Source organism: Brevundimonas sp. 357, assembly GCF_003938605.1.
GTDB lineage: Bacteria > Pseudomonadota > Alphaproteobacteria > Caulobacterales > Caulobacteraceae > Brevundimonas.
The window spans coordinates 46,114-62,656 of sequence record NZ_RHWX01000009.1 but is presented as its reverse complement, the minus strand read 5'-3'; the positions used below and the strand labels follow the sequence as shown (position 1 = coordinate 62,656).

The 16,543-nt window shown below is 69.3% G+C and carries 17 protein-coding genes and 1 riboswitch; of the genes, 12 read left to right on the top strand and 5 right to left on the bottom strand.

From position 1 onward, the window contains the following. Positions 1-49 precede the first annotated feature (49 nt). A riboswitch (TPP riboswitch) is annotated at positions 50-159 on the bottom strand. Positions 160-432: 273 nt separating this feature from the next. Continuing rightward, the gene (locus EGK63_RS09590; protein WP_125901095.1) at positions 433-1,095 is read left to right on the top strand and encodes an aspartate/glutamate racemase family protein; all 663 of its coding nucleotides are present in this window, start codon (positions 433-435) and stop codon (positions 1,093-1,095) included. A gap of 70 nt (positions 1,096-1,165) precedes the next feature. Further along, a complete protein-coding gene (locus EGK63_RS09585) occupies positions 1,166-2,512 on the top strand; it encodes a Gfo/Idh/MocA family protein (protein ID WP_125901093.1) in 1,347 nt (448 codons plus the stop codon). A gap of 55 nt (positions 2,513-2,567) precedes the next feature. On the opposite strand, the gene EGK63_RS09580 is transcribed toward EGK63_RS09585, so the two are convergent. Further along, the gene (locus EGK63_RS09580) at positions 2,568-2,852 is read right to left on the bottom strand and encodes a hypothetical protein (RefSeq protein WP_243637633.1); all 285 of its coding nucleotides are present in this window, start codon (positions 2,850-2,852) and stop codon (positions 2,568-2,570) included. 94 nt (positions 2,853-2,946) lie between these two features. Here EGK63_RS09580 and EGK63_RS09575 point away from each other — a divergent pair, with 94 nt between their 5' ends. Together EGK63_RS09575 and EGK63_RS09570 are read left to right on the top strand one after the other, a co-directional pair. Further along, a complete protein-coding gene (locus EGK63_RS09575) occupies positions 2,947-3,705 on the top strand; it encodes a ribonuclease (protein ID WP_165906574.1) in 759 nt (252 codons plus the stop codon). Between the two features lie 46 nt (positions 3,706-3,751). Beyond that, a complete protein-coding gene (locus EGK63_RS09570; protein WP_046651837.1) occupies positions 3,752-4,129 on the top strand; it encodes a hypothetical protein in 378 nt (125 codons plus the stop codon). Positions 4,130-4,153: 24 nt separating this feature from the next. Here EGK63_RS09570 and EGK63_RS09565 read toward each other — a convergent pair whose 3' ends face one another. From EGK63_RS09565 to EGK63_RS09550, 4 genes are all read right to left on the bottom strand, one after another. After that, positions 4,154-5,233 carry a hypothetical protein gene (locus EGK63_RS09565; RefSeq protein ID WP_125901089.1) on the bottom strand — a complete coding sequence of 360 codons (1,080 nt, stop codon included), beginning with the start codon at positions 5,231-5,233 and terminating at the stop codon, positions 4,154-4,156. A 92-nt stretch (positions 5,234-5,325) separates the two neighbouring features. Then, positions 5,326-6,093: an ABC transporter permease gene (locus EGK63_RS09560; RefSeq protein WP_003163885.1), complete on the bottom strand. Its 768-nt coding sequence runs from the start codon at positions 6,091-6,093 to the stop codon at positions 5,326-5,328. Further along, complete coding sequence (locus tag EGK63_RS09555; RefSeq protein ID WP_125901087.1) at positions 6,093-7,028, bottom strand: ABC transporter ATP-binding protein; 936 nt, start codon at positions 7,026-7,028, stop codon at positions 6,093-6,095. The genes EGK63_RS09560 and EGK63_RS09555 overlap by 1 nt, the downstream gene beginning before the upstream one ends. Positions 7,029-7,112: 84 nt before the next feature. After that, positions 7,113-7,451 carry a DUF2218 domain-containing protein gene (locus EGK63_RS09550; RefSeq protein WP_125901085.1) on the bottom strand — a complete coding sequence of 113 codons (339 nt, stop codon included), beginning with the start codon at positions 7,449-7,451 and terminating at the stop codon, positions 7,113-7,115. A 118-nt stretch (positions 7,452-7,569) separates the two neighbouring features. Between EGK63_RS09550 and EGK63_RS09545 the strand changes: the two genes are divergently transcribed. The 8 genes from EGK63_RS09545 to EGK63_RS09510 all read left to right on the top strand — a co-directional run bounded on the left by EGK63_RS09545 (position 7,570) and on the right by EGK63_RS09510 (position 16,543). After that, on the top strand, positions 7,570-8,898 hold the full coding sequence (locus tag EGK63_RS09545) for a sorbosone dehydrogenase family protein (protein WP_125901084.1): 1,329 nt from the start codon (positions 7,570-7,572) through the stop codon (positions 8,896-8,898). Between the two features lie 256 nt (positions 8,899-9,154). After that, positions 9,155-10,954, top strand: a complete 1,800-nt coding sequence (locus EGK63_RS09540; protein WP_125901082.1) for a long-chain-acyl-CoA synthetase — start codon at positions 9,155-9,157, stop codon at positions 10,952-10,954. Positions 10,955-11,089: 135 nt separating this feature from the next. After that, the gene (gene motA, locus EGK63_RS09535; protein WP_003163893.1) at positions 11,090-11,959 is read left to right on the top strand and encodes a flagellar motor stator protein MotA; all 870 of its coding nucleotides are present in this window, start codon (positions 11,090-11,092) and stop codon (positions 11,957-11,959) included. A gap of 92 nt (positions 11,960-12,051) precedes the next feature. Then, positions 12,052-12,360 (top strand): hypothetical protein, encoded by a 309-nt coding sequence (locus tag EGK63_RS09530; protein WP_125901080.1) that lies wholly within the window; start codon positions 12,052-12,054, stop codon positions 12,358-12,360. Between the two features lie 151 nt (positions 12,361-12,511). Continuing rightward, positions 12,512-12,796: a hypothetical protein gene (locus EGK63_RS09525; protein WP_125901078.1), complete on the top strand. Its 285-nt coding sequence runs from the start codon at positions 12,512-12,514 to the stop codon at positions 12,794-12,796. Positions 12,797-12,944: 148 nt separating this feature from the next. Beyond that, entirely contained in the window at positions 12,945-14,753 is a 1,809-nt protein-coding gene (gene mnmC, locus EGK63_RS09520; RefSeq protein WP_125901076.1) for an FAD-dependent 5-carboxymethylaminomethyl-2-thiouridine(34) oxidoreductase MnmC, read from the top strand. 33 nt (positions 14,754-14,786) lie between these two features. Then, a complete protein-coding gene (locus tag EGK63_RS09515) occupies positions 14,787-15,209 on the top strand; it encodes a DUF6491 family protein (RefSeq protein WP_125901074.1) in 423 nt (140 codons plus the stop codon). 173 nt (positions 15,210-15,382) lie between these two features. Further along, positions 15,383-16,543 carry an efflux RND transporter periplasmic adaptor subunit gene (locus tag EGK63_RS09510; protein ID WP_371412952.1) on the top strand — a complete coding sequence of 387 codons (1,161 nt, stop codon included), beginning with the start codon at positions 15,383-15,385 and terminating at the stop codon, positions 16,541-16,543.

The following is a 16,543-nucleotide window of genomic DNA, read 5'->3' as shown; positions in this document are numbered from 1 at the left end:
GAAGAGGGACCGCCGGCGCGGTAGGAGCGCCCCTGGTCGGTTTCCCGGCGTGGAGGCGGTGAACTCGTCCCTTCGCCGGCATGACCCGGATCAGGTTCGACGGGTCAGAGGAGAAACCTCAATCTCAGCCGCTCGATTGCGACCCCCCGGAGAACGGCGCGACCCTAGCCCGTTTGCGCGGCGGGTCAAGCGAGACGGGATCAGAAGGGGGAGAGGGGGCGGCCCGGCTTCTCAGTCGGGGGGGCGTTAAGGCCGGGCCGCCGCAGACTTCGTCGGGGTTGGGGGGGCGTCCGACGTGTCCGATTGCACAATCCCCGGCCGCGATGTTGGTTCCGCTGATTTTCGCGTGTTAACGCTCTTTGTCGAACAATAATCGTTTTTCCCGCCGCGCCCGGTTTACCAGGCGCGCGGCGGTTCAGCAGGATCGTAAACATGGCGCGCGTTCTGGGCGTTCTGGGCGGCATGGGGCCCGCCGCGACAACAGCCTTTCTGGCGCGGGTGCAGTCCCTGACTCCGGCGGCGGGCGACGAGGACCACATCCGCGTCATCGCCGACATCAATCCCCAGGTGCCCAATCGCCATACTCAGCCCGAGGCGGCGGGCCGGACGCTGGGCGAGATGGCGCGGGCGCTGAAGACGGCGGGCGCGCAGGTGCTGGCCATGCCGTGCAACACGGCCCACGCCCATACGGACGCCATCCGCGCGGCGGACCTGCCCTTCATCGACATGATCGCCGAAACCGCGAAGGCGGCGGGCGCAACCGGAGCGCGGCGGGTCGGGGTGCTGGCCACGCCGGGCGCGGCCTTGCTGTACGCCGAGGCTCTGGCCGCCGAAGGACTGGAGATGGTCGCCCCCTCCCCCGCCGAGCGCGAGCGTTTCATGCAGGTGGTGTTCGGGGTCAAGGCGGGCGACGTCGGCGCCGCACAGCGCGCGGCCATGCGCGACCTGGCGAAGGCGCTGATCGCGGCGGGCGCCGAGGCGGTGATCGGCGGCTGCACCGAGGTTCCGCTGTTGCTGGATCAGGATGACGTGGACGCGCCGCTGATCGACTCGGCCGAGGTGCTGGCGCGGGCCTGCGTGGCGGCGTGCCGCTGACCGGCCGCTAGGCGAGGCGCCCGGCTTGGCCTAAGCGGAAGGCGACGCCGTTTCAGCAGGAGCCTTCATCATGGATCGCCGCGCCTTCATCGCCGCTTCGTCCGCCGCCGTCGCCGCCTCGACCCTGGCCGGGCCGGCCCTGGCGCGGAACGACCGGCTGCAGATCGGGATCATCGGCACGGGGCTGAGGGCGCAGAGCCTGATGTCCATCCTGCTGAAGCGGGCCGATGTGGACATCGTCGCCCTGTGCGACATCGAGCCGCTGATGATCGCGCGGGCCAAGGGGATGATCGCCGCCGCCGGGAAACCCGCGCCGCGCGCCTATGAAGGGGCGCCCGATCAGGCCTATCGCGACCTGCTGGCCCATCCGGGGCTGGATGCGGTCATCATCGCCACCCCGTGGGAATGGCACGCCCCCATGGCCATCGCGGCGATGGAGGCCAAGATCCCGGTCGGCTGCGAAGTGGTGGCGGGCGTCAGCCTGCAAGACCACTGGAACGTGCTGGAGGCGCACGAGCGGACCGGCACGCCCTATATGGTGCTGGAGAACGTCTGCTATCGGCGCGACGTGCTGGCGGTGCTGAACATGGTGCGCGCCGGGCTGTTCGGCGAGCTGGTCCATCTGCAGGGCGGCTATCAGCACGATCTGCGCGCGGTGAAGTTCAACAGCGGCGATCCGCAGAAGCCCTATGGCGGCGGGGTCGAGTTCGGGCCGAAGGGCTGGTCCGAGGCGCGCTGGCGCACCTGGCATTCGGTCAACCGCAACGGGGAGCTGTACCCGTCGCACGGCATCGGGCCAATCGCCAACTGGATCGACCTGAACCGGGGCAACCGGATGACGACGCTGACGGCCTATGCCTCCAAGGCGCGGGGGCTGCACGCCTATGTGGTGGACAACGGCGGGGCCGATCATCCGAACGCCCAGGTGCAGTTCAAGCTGGGCGATGTGGTGACAACCTCGATCGGCTGCGCCAACGGCGAGACCCTGCTGTTGCAGCACGACACCAATCTGCCGCGGCCCTATTCGCTGGGCTTCCGGGTGCAGGGGGTGAAGGGGCTGTGGATGGACCTGAACCAGTCGGTCCACATCGAGGGCCGCAGTCCCGCGCATCAGTGGGAGGCGCAGGCGGCCTGGTTCGAGCAATACGACCACCCGCTGTGGAAGACCCACGCCGACACGGCGGCCGGATCGGGCCACGGCGGCATGGACTTCTTCGTCATCCACGCCTTCGTCGAGGCGCTGAAGGCCAAGGCGGCCATGCCGCTGGACATCTATGACGCCGTGAGTTGGAGCGCGATCACCCCCCTGTCGGAACAGTCGATCGCCGAGGGCAATCGCACGGTGGACTTCCCCGACTTCACGCGCGGGGCGTGGCGCGAACGCAAGCCGATCTTCGGCTTCGACGGCGTGTATTGAGGCCTCTCCCGCCCCCGTCACCCTCGGGACAAGCCCGAGGGTGACGGAGCAGAGGTCAGTTCTCCGCCTTCTTGCCCATCAGGGGCGACAGCAGACTGTTGACCTCGTCCATCTGGCCGTGGCCCTGGGCGGCGCGGTGCTCCAGTTCGTCAGCGCGGCGCTCAAGCGCGCGCGCGCGTTCGGCGCGCGGGTCGTCCTCGGGTACGGCGTGAAGGGCGGGGCGGCGGGCCTCCAGTTCGGCGATCAGCTCGTCGAAACGGGCCTGGTTCATATTCTCGCCCTGCTCGAACAGGGCGATGGCTTCCTCCAGGGCGGCTTCAAAGGCGTCTTGATCGGGCATGGGCCTCATCCTCTTATGCTTACGCTTATCAATGAGCGGGGCCGTGCGCCGGTTCCGCCTTGGCCGCCGATCACGCAGGGTTTACGAGACCGCCATGCGCACCTTTTTCGCCTCCGCCGCCCTGATGGTCCTGCTGGCCGCCTGCACCGTGTCCACGGAAGCGGCGCCGGAGCGAGCCGAGGTCGCGGGCGCCGTCTGCGACGTGCCGGACGATGTGCGCCCCGCCCGCCCCTATCGCATTCCGCAGGACGAGGTGGCGGCCGACGTGCCGGTCGCCTTCAACATGCTGGCGGTCAGCTGGTCGCCGCAGGCGTGCCGCAGCGGCAAGGACTATCCCGACGAACGCTATCAGTGCGCGGCCAATCAGTTCGGCCTGACCTTGCACGGGCTGTGGCCCAACGGCGCCGCTGACAAGCACCCGCGCTATTGCGCCGCCCCCGGCCCGGCCATTCCGGTCGAGACGGTACGCGAACATTTCTGCATGATCCCCTCGCCCAGCCTGCAACAGCATGAATGGGCGGCGCACGGCACCTGCGGCTGGGACAGCCCCGAAGCCTATTTCGCCCAGGCCGCCAAGATGTGGGACGGGCTGAACAAGCCGGACCTGGAGGCCATTCCCGCCCAGCGGCTGACCGCCGGGGCGATCCGCGACGCCTTCGTCGCCGCCAATCCGGGCTTCCCGCGCGAGGGGGTGTTCATCGCCACCACCGACGGCTGGTTCCGCGAGGCGCGGCTCTGCTACTCCAAGGACTATCGGCCGATGCGCTGTCCGCGCGGCCTGGGCGCGCCGGATCGCGAGCGGCTGAAACTGGCCCCGAAAGGGGTTCCGGGCGGCGTGCAAACGACCGGTTAACCAGAACAGGGTCAGGCTGCGGGTTGCTGTTTCGTCCGAGGCCGTCATGTCGACCATGCTGACCCAGTCCCGCCGTCGTTCCAGCGACCATTTCCAGCCCGAGGACATGGAGCCGCAGGAGCAGCGCCGTCTGCGCGGTTTGCTGGAGCAGATCGACTACGCCGCCTATGTCGCCAACCGCGAACTGATCGGCCACGCCCTCGCCCAGGTGGACGTCGGCGCCTTTCAGAAGCTGGCCGTGCTGACGGCCCAGGCGCGGGCGCGCTGGGGCGCCGAGGCCGTGCGTCTGGCCGAATCCGGCGCTCCGGCCACCCCCGACCAGGTGGCCCGCCTGACCGCCGCCCGCACCGCCTATGACGAGCTGGCCGAGGCCTATGACGCCCTGCGCCGCATGGTGGAACGCGGTTATCTGCCGCTGAAATAGACGCCGGGCGTCAGTCCAGCCGCCTTAGTCCAGCTTCTGCGGCCGGGTGACGATCGGGGCGTTGGGATCGGTCTGGGCCGGGCGCGCCTGGGTCGGCGGCGGGCCTTCGGCCTGGGCCGGCGTATCCGGCTGGGACGCGGCGGGGGGAGCCACCACAACAACAGGCGGGGGCGGCGTCGTCGCCGGAGGCTGGGTCACGGGAGCCTGAGCCGCAGGCGACGGGACCGGCCGGGTCGGCGCAGGGGTCGAACGCGCAGGCGCGGGCGCCGCAGCGACTCGCGTCGAAGGCGACGGCGCGCGGGCGGTCGGCGCGGCGGCGACAGGCGCCTCGACAGCGACGGGAGCGGGCTGCGGCGTCGGCGTTTCGAGCGGGACGGCGGGGGCCTCGACAGCGGGTTTCGTCACGACGGCGGGCGGCGGCGCGGCGTCTTCCGCGCCCGAGCGGGCCAGTAGCCAGACCGCCACGGGAACCAGGACGGCGGCGGCCGCCACCCCGGCGTAGAGCGGCCAGCGCGAGCGGGGCTTGGGCGCAGCAGGCGCCAAGGGCGCGGCGATCGTCTCGACCACCGGCGACGCTGCGGGCGGGACGACGGGCGCGGGCGCCGCGGTCGGCGCGGGCGGAGCCGACGCGGCGGGCGTCAGGCTGGGCGCGGCGGGCGTCAGGCTGGGCGCGGCTTGCGGCAGGGGGCGCGGCGTCAGCGGGGCGGCGGACGCCGGAGACGGCGCAGGTTGGGGGACGGCCGGTTGCGGCGGGGTCTGTTGCAGGGCCGGGGCGGTCGGCGCGGGGCGACGACGCGGGACCATGGAGCCGCCGAACACGTCGGCGGGTCGGGCGGCGGGCGCGGCCGGGCGTGAGGCGGCGGGCTGGGCCGTCTGCGGGCGCGGCTGCGCAGGCTGGGTCTGGGCGGGCTTGGCCTGCGCCGGTTTCGGGTGCGGCGGCATGGCGGTCAGGCGCGCCAGGCCCTCGTCGCGCGGCAGGGGGCCGACGTGGAAGGCGGCCTGGGGCGGGCGGCCCCAGGTGATCTGGCCCCGGCGGAAGGGTTCGGGGGCGCGCGGGGCGGATTGCGTTTCGGGCGACTGGGGCTTGTCGTCGGCGTCGGACATTCGGTCTCCGGCGCTCAGGCGAGCGCGCATCAGGTCGAAAAGGCGTTAGAGGGCCAGGACGGTGAGCGCCGAGTTCGGCGCTTTCGTGGCCTTCAGTTCTTCAGACGATAGCCGGTCTTGAAGATCCAGCCCACCACCGCCAGACAGGCGAAGAAGAAGCCGAGCGTGGCCGCAAGGCTGATTTCGACGCTGACGTCCCCCACGCCGTAGAAGGCCCAGCGGAATCCCGAGATCAGATAAACCACCGGGTTGAACAGGGCGACCGTGCGCCAGCCCTCGGGCAGCATCTCGATCGAATAGAAGGCGCCGCCCAGGAAGGTCAGGGGCGTGACGATCAGCATGGGCACGAACTGAAGCTGCTCGAAATTCTGCGCCCAGACCCCGATGATGAAGCCGAACAGGGCGAAGGTGGTCGAGATCAGGATCAGGAAGGCCAGCATCCAGAAGGGGTGCAATATCTCGAGCGGCACGAAGAAGGCCGCCGTGGCCAGGATAATGAGGCCCAGGATCGCCGACTTGGTCGCCGCCGCCCCGACATAGGCCAGCACGATCTCCAGCGGCGACACGGGGGCGGACAGGATCTCGTAGATCGTCCCCGTGAACTTGGGGAAGTAGATGCCGAAGGAGGCGTTGAAGATCGACTGGGTGAACAGGCTGAGCATGATCAGCCCCGGCACGATGAAGGCGCCGTAGGGAACGCCGTCCACCTCGGTCATGCGGCTGCCGATGGCGCCGCCGAAGACGACGAAATAGAGCGACGTGGTGATGACCGGCGTCACCAGCGACTGCCACAGGGTGCGAAGGGCGCGCGCCATCTCGAAGCGATAGATGGCCCAGACGCCGTAACCGTTGAAGCTCATCACGCGGCCTCCCGATCCTGATGGACCAGGCCGACGAAGATGTCTTCGAGCGAGCTCTGGCGGGTGCTGAGATCCTTGAAGCCGATGCCGAGATCCGACAGACGGCGCATCAGGGACGGGACGCCGGTCTTTTCGGCGTTGGAATCGAAGACGTATTCCAGTTCGGCCCCGTCGCATTGCAGCGCCAGATTCCATTCGGCCAGTTCCGGCGGCAGGGTCGCCAGCGGCTCCTGAAGCTGCAGGGTCAGGGTCTTCTTGCCCAGCTTCTGCATCAGGTCGGCGGTCTTTTCGACCAGGATCAGCTCGCCCTTGAGGATGACGCCGACGCGATCGGCCATCTCCTCGGCTTCCTCGATGTAGTGGGTGGTCAGGATGATGGTCACGCCGCGCTCGCGCAGGCGGCGCACCAGCGACCACATGTCCCGGCGCAGCTCGACGTCCACGCCCGCCGTGGGTTCGTCCAGGAACAGGATCTCCGGTTCGTGGCTCAGGGCCTTGGCGATCATGACGCGGCGCTTCATCCCGCCGGACAGGGTCATGATCTTGGCGTCCTTCTTGTCCCACAGGCTGAGGTCGCGAAGGATCTGTTCGACATAGGCCGGGTTCGGCGCCTTGCCGAACAGACCCCGGCTGAAGGTCACGGTGGCCCAGACGGTCTCGAAGGCGTCGGTCGTCAGTTCCTGCGGGACCAGGCCGATCTTGGTGCGGGCGGCGCGATAGTCGCTCTGAATGTCGTGGCCGTCGGCGGTGATGGTCCCGGTCGAAGGGGTGACGATGCCGCAGACGATGGAGATCATCGTCGTCTTGCCCGCCCCGTTCGGACCCAACAGGGCGAAGATCTCGCCCTTTTCGATATCCAAATCGACGCGCTTCAGGGCCTGGTGCCCCGTCTTATAGGTCTTGGTCAGACCCTGGATGGTGATGACGGCTGGCATGCAGGCCCCTCCCGGCTTGGGCGAGGCAGATAAGAAGGCGTCCCCGCCCGCTCAAGGGCGCCGTTTGGACAAGATTGACAAAAGTCAGGCCTCGGAGCGCCAGTCGAACACCAGGGTCTCGCGGTGGCCGAAGCGCGACAGGTGGTCGGCGAACACCACCTTGAAGCGGTCCATGTCGGCGCCGACGTCGCCTTCCAGCCGGACCAGCAGCCGGTCCGCCAGGGCCTGCATTCTGCATACCCCCATGGGCAGGACGATGCGGGCGTTCTCGGGCGTGAAGACGGCCTCGAATTTGTGCGCCCAATGCTTGGCCAGTTGCTGCATATGGCGGCTGGCCTGGGCGGTCAGGACTTCGACGGTCGCCACCGGACCCGTCGGATCGAAAGCGGCATCGGAAACGGCAGGGGCGGAAGCGACGGTCATGGCGATCCTCACACGAACAGGCCGCCACCATAGCAAGTTGCGAGCGACTCGCAACATCATAGGCAACCTGACCGCTCTCTCGCGGGTTTCTCCTCCGACGCCATGAAAGGGCGACGCCATGTCCCGTCTTTCCGTCCTGCCCGTTCTGGCGGTGAGTTTCAGCCTGACCCTGGCTCTGGAGGCGTGCGCCACGCGCAGCGCCCTGCCTGACGACGCAGGCTTCGGCGCCGCCCCCGCCCTGCCCGCGCCCCAGCCCCAGGCCGTTCCCACGGTCAAGATCGCCCGCGCCGTCGGCTGGCCGCAGGGACAGACGCCGGTTGCGGCGGCGGGCCTGGCGGTGAACGCCTTTGCGACGGGTCTGGATCATCCGCGCTGGCTCTACCTCCTGCCCAACGGCGACGTGCTGGTCGCCGAGTCCCAGGCGCCGGCCAAGCCCAAGGACAAGAAGGGCGGACTACGCGGCTGGGTCGAGGGGCTGGTGATGTCGCGCGCCGGATCGGGCGACACGCCCAGCGCCGACCGCATCAGCCTGCTGCGCGACGCCGACGGCGACGGGACGGCGGAGACGAAGACGGTCTTTCTGAGCGGGCTGACCTCGCCCTTCGGCATGGCCCTGATCGGCGAGCGGCTGTACGTCGCCAACGCCGACGCCGTGGTCATGGTCCCCTATCAGGCAGGCCAGACGCGCATCGACGCGACGCCGGTCAAGGTCGCGGACCTGCCCGCCGGGCGCAATCACCACTGGACCAAGAGCCTGGTCGCCTCGGCGGACGGAAGCAGGCTCTATGTCGGGGTCGGCTCCAACTCCAACATCGGCGAGAACGGGCTGGACGAGGAGGTCGATCGCGCCGCCATCCTGGAGATCGACGTCGCCACCGGCGCGCGGCGCGTCTTCGCCTCAGGGCTGCGGAACCCGGTCGGCCTGGCCTGGAATCCGCAGGACGGGCGCCTGTGGACCTCGGTCAATGAGCGCGACGCCCTGGGCGACGACCTGGTCCCCGACTACATGACCTCGGTCACGCCCGGCGGCTTCTACGGCTGGCCGTGGAGCTATTACGGCCAGAACGTCGACGAACGGGTGCAGCCCGCCCGGCCCGACAGGGTCGCCAGGGCGATCAGGCCCGACTACGCCCTGGGGTCGCACACCGCGTCGCTGGGCCTGACCTTCTACGCCGGGACGCTGCTGCCGCAGTGGCGCAACGGGGCGATCATCGGCCAGCATGGATCGTGGAACCGCAACCCGCCGTCCGGATACAAGGTCATCTTCGTGCCCTTCCGCGAGGGCCGCCCGGACGGACCGCCGCAGGACGTGCTGACCGGCTTCCGCAACGCAAGGGGCGAGGCCATGGGGCGGCCCGTCGGCGTGGCGGTCGACGGACGCGGCGCCCTGCTGGTCGCCGACGACGTCGGCGACGCGGTCTGGCGCGTGACGCCTGCCGCGCGATGAGATGCGGCGGCGGCTTCATCAGTCGTGAGGGCGCGGGCCTGGTTTCATCTGCAGACGATCCAGCGTGGAACCGTCGCTCACTGCCGGATCAGCTTGACCCTGCGTCGGCTTTCGACTTGACCCTACGTCATTGAAAGGACGCGAAAGCTTGCCTTTTTGTCGAATGGCCCCGCCTGCGTCCCCGCCGCCGGTTGACCCGCCGCCCCGCGCCGTTCATCAACCATGACAAAGGCAATCGGGAAGAGGCGGCGCACCCATGGGACTGGCGGCAAACATCCGGCGCGACATCAAGTTCGCTGGCGGGCTGTTCAGGCTTCTGAAGCGCATCAAGCCCATCACGCTCGACAGCGACGTCCTGGCCTGTGACGACATCGAGGAGGCGGTCGACAAGTTCGGCCCCAACATCGCGGTCGAGGACGAAACCCGCAAGCTGACCTATCGCGAGTTCGAAGCCCTGGCGAACCGCTACGCCAACTGGGCCAAGAGCCGCAACCTGAAGCGCAGCGACGTCATCGCCCTGGTGATGCACAACCGCGTGGAATACGTGGCGGCCTGGTTCGGCTTCTCCAAGGTCGGGGTGGCCACCGCCCTGATCAACAACAATCTGACCGGCGCGGCCCTGGCCCACTGCCTGACCATCTCGACCGCCTTCAACGTGGTGACGGACGAGGACTGCTGGCAGGCGGTCGAGGACGCGCGCGGCCTGGTCGACCGCAACCTGATGATCTGGGTCCACGGCCTGGGCGAGGAGAATGAGACCAACGCGCGCCGCGACCTGGACAACGCCGTACGCAGCGCATCGTCCGTGCGGCCCGACCGTTCGCTGCGTCAGGGCATGACCAACCGCGACACGGCCCTGTACATCTTCACCTCGGGCACGACCGGCCTGCCCAAGGCGGCCCGGATGCCGCATTCGCGGGTGCGGACCTATATGCGCGCCTTCGCCGGGGCCACGGCCTCGACGCCCAAGGACGCCCTGTTCAACGTCCTGCCGCTGTATCACTCGACCGGCGGCCTGGTCGGCGTCGGCTCGGTGCTGCTGAACGGCGGGCGGATGGTGACGCGGCGGCGCTTCTCGGCCACCCATTTCTGGCCCGACGTGAAGGCGACCGGGGCGACCATGTTCGTCTATATCGGCGAGCTGTGCCGCTATCTGGTCAACAGCCCCGAGAACCCGGACGAGAAGGGCCACAAGCTGCGGCTGGCCTTCGGCAACGGCCTGCGCCCCGACGTCTGGCCCGAGTTCCAGAGCCGCTTCGGCATCAAGGACATTCTTGAATTCTACGGCTCGACCGAGGGCAACGTCTCCCTGTTCAACTTCGACGGCAAGGCGGGGGCCATCGGCCGGGTGCCGGGCTTCCTGAAGTCGCAGATCAACATCCGCCTGATCGCCCTGGACCCCGAGACGGGCGAGCCGGTGCGCGGCGCCGACGGCCTGTGCCGCCTGGTGATGAGCGGCGAGACGGGCGAGGCTATCGGCCAGATCGGCAGCGACATCCGCCACGACTTCTCGGGCTATGCCGACAAGAAGGCGTCGGAGAAGAAGATCCTGACCGACGTGCTCAAGAAGGGCGACCGCTGGTTCCGCACCGGCGACCTGATGCGTCAGGACCGTCAGGGCTACCTCTATTTCATGGACCGTCTGGGCGACACCTTCCGCTGGAAGGGCGAGAACGTCTCGACCGCCGAGGTCGAGCAGCGCCTGTCCGAAGCCCCGGGCGTGCAGGAAGTCATCGCCTACGGCGTCGAGGTGCCGGGCCAGGAAGGCAAGGCGGGCATGGTCGGCCTGGTGCTGGACGAGAAGTTCGACGCGGCGAGCTTCGCCGCCTGGGCCGACGAGCAGTTGCCGACCTATGCGCGACCGGTGTTCGTGCGGATGCTGAAGTCGGCCGACACCACCGGGACGTTCAAATACCGCAAGGTCGACCTGGTCGCCGACGGCTTCGATCCCGACAAGGTCGACGGTCCCGTCTGGGTGCGCGGCGGCAAGGCCGGCTATCAGAAGCTGACCCCCAAGGCCCGCGAGGCGATCCTGAGCGGCGCGACGCGGTTGTAAGAATTGGGGCCCTCTCCTGTTGCGAGAGGGTCTTTGTGGTTTTCGTCCCGAACCGGGATTCGCGAAACGCGGCCTTAAGCATTAACGCCGATAACGGCGTCCTGACCCTTCGGCTCCAGGACGCCTGCTCGCCTCATGTTCCAGATCATCGGCATCGTCATGCTGTTCGCCATGGTGTTCGGCAGCTTCCTGCTGCACGGCGGCAAGATGGCGACGATCCTCTATTCGCTGCCCTATGAGCTCATGGCCATCTTCGGCGCGGGCATCGCGGCCTTCCTGATCTCCAACAGCCTGCCGGTGATCAAGGCCACCCTGGGCGGGCTGGGCAAGTGCTTCGCCGGGCCGAAGTGGAAGAAGCAGGACTACAAGGATCTGCTCAGCCTGCTGTTCCAGCTGACCAAGACGATGAAGTCCAAGGGCGTGATCGCCCTGGAAAGCCACATCGAAAAGCCGGCCGAGAGCGCCATCTTCCAGAAATATCCCAAGGTGCTGAAGGACCACTTCGCCACCGACTTCATCTGCGACACCCTGCGGATGATGACCATGAACCTCGAGGATCCGCACCAGATCGAGGACGCCATGGAGAAGCAGTTGGAGAAGCACCACCACGAGGCCTTGGCCCCGGCCCACGCGCTGCAGACCCTGGCCGACGGCCTGCCCGCCCTGGGCATCGTCGCCGCCGTGCTGGGCATCATCAAGACGATGGGGTCGATCACCGAGCCGCCGGAAGTGCTGGGCGGCATGATCGGCGGCGCCCTGGTCGGCACCTTCCTGGGCGTCTTCCTGGCCTATGGCCTGGTCGGGCCGTTCGCCTCACGCCTGAACGCCATCGTCGAGGAGGAAGGCGCCTACTACAAGATCATCCAGTCGGTGCTGGTGGCCCACCTGCACGGCAATGCGGCCCAGATCTCGGTCGAGATCGGCCGCGGCGACATCCCTTCGACCGCCCAGCCGTCCTTCACCGAAATGGAAGAAGCCCTGGCCGCCGCGCCGATGGACGCCTGACGCCCGCAAGCGACGTTCGGAACACGGAGCGTTCACGACGGTTCTCTCAGGATCACGGCCGCGTGCGCGGCCGCTTGTGAAGGAGCCGTCCGATGCGACTGTCCTCAAAACTCTCCCTGACGATTCTGACCGCCGCCAGCGCCCTGCTGATGCTGGCCGCCTGCAATGACCGATCCCCAGAAAAGGCGGAAGGCGCAGCCGCGCCCGCCGCCGCGTCACCCGCCGTCACGCCGACGAGCCCATCGTCCGACACCCTGACGCCTGCGAATCCGCCCCCAGGCGACGCGATTCCAGCGCCGACGCCGCCGACCCTGCCTCCGGATCCGGACGCGCCGGTCACGCCGGTTCCCACAGACCCGACCGACCCCACCACGCCGCCCATTCCCCCCCACGGCCGCTGACGAAACGGCGGTGGGCGTATCGATATTCGTGATGCCCTCGCGATGACTTCACGAACCCGTGAGAAATCGCTTGCGCTCCTCCTCACGAAGCCGTTATCTCTACCTCAGCGAGGTTCATGGTCTCGCTTTTACCTTCTGAAGGAAGAAACCTATGCGCATCACCGCTCTGATCGCCGCTTCGGCCGCTGCTCTGGCCCTGGCCGCTTGCCAACCCGCCGCCACCGACAAGGCTGAAGACGCCGCTGCCGACGCCACCGCCGCCGCCGACACCGCTGCCGACGCCGCTGCTACGGCCGACGCCGCCGCCACCGACGCTGCCGCCGCTGCTGGCGAAGCCGCTGGCGAAGCCGTCAAGGCTGCCGACGCCGCTGCTGCTCCGGCTGCTGACGCCGCCGCCGCTCCGGCCGCTGCTCCGGCTGCTCCGGCTGCCCACTAAGACTTACGTCTTGGTGTCGCGGTCCTCGTGACCGCGATGCGGAAAGGGGTCGTCCTCACGGACGGCCCCTTTTTCATGCGCGCTTTCCAAACGCTCATTCCTGGCGGACATGCTTTCTTCCAGCGGCCGGGACCGATAGACCGCCGCCATGACCGCCGCACCGCCCCCCGACGACGCCTCGCCCCAACTGCTGTGGGCCGAAGACGGCTCGCCCCGGTCGGGCCGATTCGGCGACGTCTATTTCTCGAAAGACGACGGCCTGGCCGAGACCCGCGCGGTCTTTCTGCAAGGCTGCGGCCTTCCCGAGGCCTGGTCGGGGCGATCCGCCTTCACCGTCGGCGAACTGGGCTTCGGCACCGGGCTGAACATCGTGACCCTGCTGGATCTGTGGCGGCGTACGCGCGCGCACGGGGCGCGGCTACGGGTCTTCTCCATCGAAGGCTTCCCCCTGACACGCGACGAAGCGGCCCGCGCCCTGGCCGCCTGGCCCGAGCTGGCCGAGACGGCCGCCGGGGTGCTGGACGTGTGGCCCGCCGAGACGCCGGGCTTTCACCGGCTGGACCTGCCGCAGTGGGGCGCGACGATCGACCTGGCCGTCGGCGACGCCCGATGGGCGCTGGAGCAATGGTCGGGTCCGGCCGACGCCTGGTTCCTGGACGGGTTCTCGCCCGCGCTGAACCCCGGCATGTGGTCGCCCGAGATCCTGGCCCTGGTCGCGGCGCGCTCCGCGCCCGGCGCGCGGCTGGCCACCTTCACCGTCGCCGGGGCCGTGCGGCGCGGCCTGGCCGAGCATGGCTTCAGCGTCGAGAAGAAGCCCGGCCACGGCAGGAAGCGCGAGCGGCTGGAGGCGCGCATGGCGGGCGAGGCGCCGACGGAGCGCCCTCGTCATGTCGCCGTGATCGGCGCCGGGATCGCGGGCGCCGCCGTCGCCCGCGCCCTGATCGCCGAGGGCGCGCGCGTCACGGTCGTCGAGGCAGAGCGAGCGGGCGCGGGCGCTTCAGGTTTTCCAGCCTCGCTGGTGACGCCGCGACTGGACGCGGGCGACGCCTTCATCGCCGAATTCCACGCCCAGGCGCTGGAGCGGGCGGGACGCCTGTACCGCGCCCTGCCCGGCGCCGTCGTCGCCGAGGGGGTGCTGCAACTGGAGCAGGCGCCGCGCGACGCCGCCCGTTTCGACAAGATCGCGACGCAAGCCCTGTGGCCGGAAGGCGCCATGCACAGGCTGGACCCCGCCGCCTGTTCTGAGCGCCTGGGCGAACCCACAACGCGCGGCGGTCTGATGATGGGCCAGGCCCTGGCCGTGCGCTCCGACGCGATTCTGGAGCCGTGGCTGGCGGGCGCTGAACGGGTCACGGGGCGCGCGGCCGCACTGGAAGCGACGACCGACGGCTGGCGCGTGAAGGGCGACGACGGCGCCGTCCTGATCGAGGCGGACGCCGTCGTGCTGACGGCGGGCTGGGGATCGACGCGGCTGGCGCCCGACCTGCCGCTGTCTCCGGTCGCGGGACAGGCGGACTGGACCCGGGGGACGCCGCCGCCTCTGCCCGTCGCCTGGGGCGGCTACGCCGCGCCGACCGGGAACGGGATGCTCTACGGCGCCACCCATGACCGAGGCGTGGAGGCGCCCGAGGCGTCCGATGAGGCCGGCGCCCGCAACCAGGCGACCCTGGCCGCCGCCCTGCCCGCCCTCGCCGCGCTGGCGCAGCAAGCGCCCGCCGAGGCGCGCGGCCGCCGCGTCGCCGTGCGCGCGACGACGCCCGACCGCCTGCCCCTGTGCGGAGAATGGAAGAGCGGACTCCATGTCCTGACCGGCCTGGGTTCGCGCGGCTTTTGCGTCGCTCCCCTGCTGGGCGAGCATCTGGCGGCGACCATCATGGGGCGGCCTTCGCCCGTGCAACGTGACCATGGGAGTCGCTTAGGCCCTTCGCGTCATGACAACGTCGCTGAAGACCGCTAAGGTCGAATACCGACGATCAACAAAGGATACGCCATGACCCTCCGTACTTCCCTCGCCGCCTGTACGGTCCTGGTTTTGAGCCTGAGCGCCGCCGCCTGCGCGCCCCAGACGAACGGCGCCTCCTCGGTGCAGACGGCCTCGTCGACGGCCGCCCCCTGCTTCTACGCCGATCAGGTCCGCAACTTCCGCTCGGATGATCGCACCAACATCTATTTCGATACGGGTCGCGGACGCATCTATCAGGCCCAGGCGGTCGGCATCTGCCAGGATCTGGACTTCGCCACGGCCCTGACCATTCGTCCGCAGAGCGCCGGGAAGTCGCGCCTGTGCGCCGGCGACTGGGCGAATCTGAACGTGCGCGGCATGTCAGGCGTCAACGGCCCTTGCCGCGTCCGCATCGTCAAGGCGCTGAGCGAGGCCGAAGTCGCCGCCTTGCCGGATCGGATCCGCCCCTGACCAGAAAACGACCGTCAGCACGCGCCCCGGTTGCAGATTACATCGTCGTAATTGCGAATGAGTCGTTTGAGCGCGGATCGCCGAACGGGTAAGTAGCGTTGCTATGCCCGCGACGCCGGACAGAAGGTTGGCGCGCGTCTGACTGTACGCTCAATCTCCCAGGATATTCGCACGTGGCGACCTCTCGACGCTTTTCGGCCCGACTGACCTCCGCCATGGCTATGGCCCTGGCTACCAGCCTGACCCTGGCCGCCTGTGGCGGACACGGGGATGAAAAGGACAAGAAGGACGGGGCCTCGCGCCAGACCGTCAGCGCGACGACGGCGACCTCGGTCGCCCTGCCCCGCACCGTGGTCGCCTCAGGCACCGTCTCGGCCTGGGAAGAGGTGCCGGTCGCCGCCGAGACCGGCGGACTGACGGCGACGATCCTCTATGTCGACGAAGGCTCCTATGTCCGCCAGGGCCAGCCCCTGGTGCAGATGAACGACGTCCTGTTGCGCGCCCAGGTGCGCCAGCAGCAGGCGGCCGTGCAGACGGCCGAGGCCAACGTCGCCCGCGACGACGCCGCCCTGGCCCGCGCCCAGGAACTGAAGACGCGCGGCTTCCTGAGCCAGGCGTCGCTGGATACGGCCCTGGCCAATCAGCGCGCCTCGGCGGCCAATCTGGCCTCGGCCCACGCCGCCCTGGCCGAGACCCAGACTCGCCTGTCCCAGGCCACCATCCGCGCGCCGGTCAGTGGCCTGATCATCAGCCGCAGCGTGACCAAGGGCCAGATCATCAGCGCCGGAACCGAACTGTTCCGCATGGTGCGCGACGGCCGTCTGGAACTGGACGCCCAGGTGCCGGAAACCGAACTGCCCCTGATCCAGGCCGGACAGAGCGCGGCCGTCACCTCCAGCCAGGCCGGATCGACGACCGGCACGGTCCGCATCGTCACGCCCGAGGTCAACGCCCAGACCCGCCTGGGCCTGGCGCGCATCAGCCTGGCGCCCGGCAGCGCCCTGAAGCCCGGCATGTTCGCCCGCGCCGCCATCGAGGCGGGCACGCGCCCGGCCACAGTGGTGCCGACCGACGCCGTCCTGTATCGCAGCAACAAGTCCGGGGTGTTCGTGCTGAACGCCGATTCCTCTGTGCGCTTCATCCCAGTGACTGTGCTGTCGCGGCGCGACGACCAGACCTCGGTCGAGGGGCTGAACGCGGGCGTCCGCGTCGTGGTGGCCGGCGCCGGCTTCCTGAACGAGGGCGACAAGGTGACGGTGGCCGCGCCGCGCGCCGCCGCGCCCGCAGCGGCTCCAGCCGCCGCCCCCGCCGCCCAAGCGCCCGCCAAGAAGTAA

Excerpts from the sequence above, each read along its gene's own strand:
- EGK63_RS09575 (WP_165906574.1), top strand. The coding sequence starts at position 2,947 with ATGCGCACCTTTTTCGCCTCCGCCGCCCTGATGGTCCTGCTGGCCGCC.
- EGK63_RS09540 (WP_125901082.1), top strand. The coding sequence starts at position 9,155 with ATGGGACTGGCGGCAAACATCCGGCGCGACATCAAGTTCGCTGGCGGG.
- EGK63_RS09530 (WP_125901080.1), top strand. The coding sequence starts at position 12,052 with ATGCGACTGTCCTCAAAACTCTCCCTGACGATTCTGACCGCCGCCAGC.
- EGK63_RS09555 (WP_125901087.1), bottom strand. The coding sequence starts at position 7,028 with ATGCCAGCCGTCATCACCATCCAGGGTCTGACCAAGACCTATAAGACG.
- EGK63_RS09545 (WP_125901084.1), top strand. The coding sequence starts at position 7,570 with ATGTCCCGTCTTTCCGTCCTGCCCGTTCTGGCGGTGAGTTTCAGCCTG.
- EGK63_RS09580 (WP_243637633.1), bottom strand. The coding sequence starts at position 2,852 with ATGCCCGATCAAGACGCCTTTGAAGCCGCCCTGGAGGAAGCCATCGCC.
- EGK63_RS09550 (WP_125901085.1), bottom strand. The coding sequence starts at position 7,451 with ATGACCGTCGCTTCCGCCCCTGCCGTTTCCGATGCCGCTTTCGATCCG.
- motA (WP_003163893.1), top strand. The coding sequence starts at position 11,090 with ATGTTCCAGATCATCGGCATCGTCATGCTGTTCGCCATGGTGTTCGGC.
- EGK63_RS09565 (WP_125901089.1), bottom strand. The coding sequence starts at position 5,233 with ATGTCCGACGCCGACGACAAGCCCCAGTCGCCCGAAACGCAATCCGCC.
- EGK63_RS09590 (WP_125901095.1), top strand. The coding sequence starts at position 433 with ATGGCGCGCGTTCTGGGCGTTCTGGGCGGCATGGGGCCCGCCGCGACA.
- EGK63_RS09570 (WP_046651837.1), top strand. The coding sequence starts at position 3,752 with ATGTCGACCATGCTGACCCAGTCCCGCCGTCGTTCCAGCGACCATTTC.
- EGK63_RS09515 (WP_125901074.1), top strand. The coding sequence starts at position 14,787 with ATGACCCTCCGTACTTCCCTCGCCGCCTGTACGGTCCTGGTTTTGAGC.
- EGK63_RS09585 (WP_125901093.1), top strand. The coding sequence starts at position 1,166 with ATGGATCGCCGCGCCTTCATCGCCGCTTCGTCCGCCGCCGTCGCCGCC.
- mnmC (WP_125901076.1), top strand. The coding sequence starts at position 12,945 with ATGACCGCCGCACCGCCCCCCGACGACGCCTCGCCCCAACTGCTGTGG.
- EGK63_RS09560 (WP_003163885.1), bottom strand. The coding sequence starts at position 6,093 with ATGAGCTTCAACGGTTACGGCGTCTGGGCCATCTATCGCTTCGAGATG.
- EGK63_RS09525 (WP_125901078.1), top strand. The coding sequence starts at position 12,512 with ATGCGCATCACCGCTCTGATCGCCGCTTCGGCCGCTGCTCTGGCCCTG.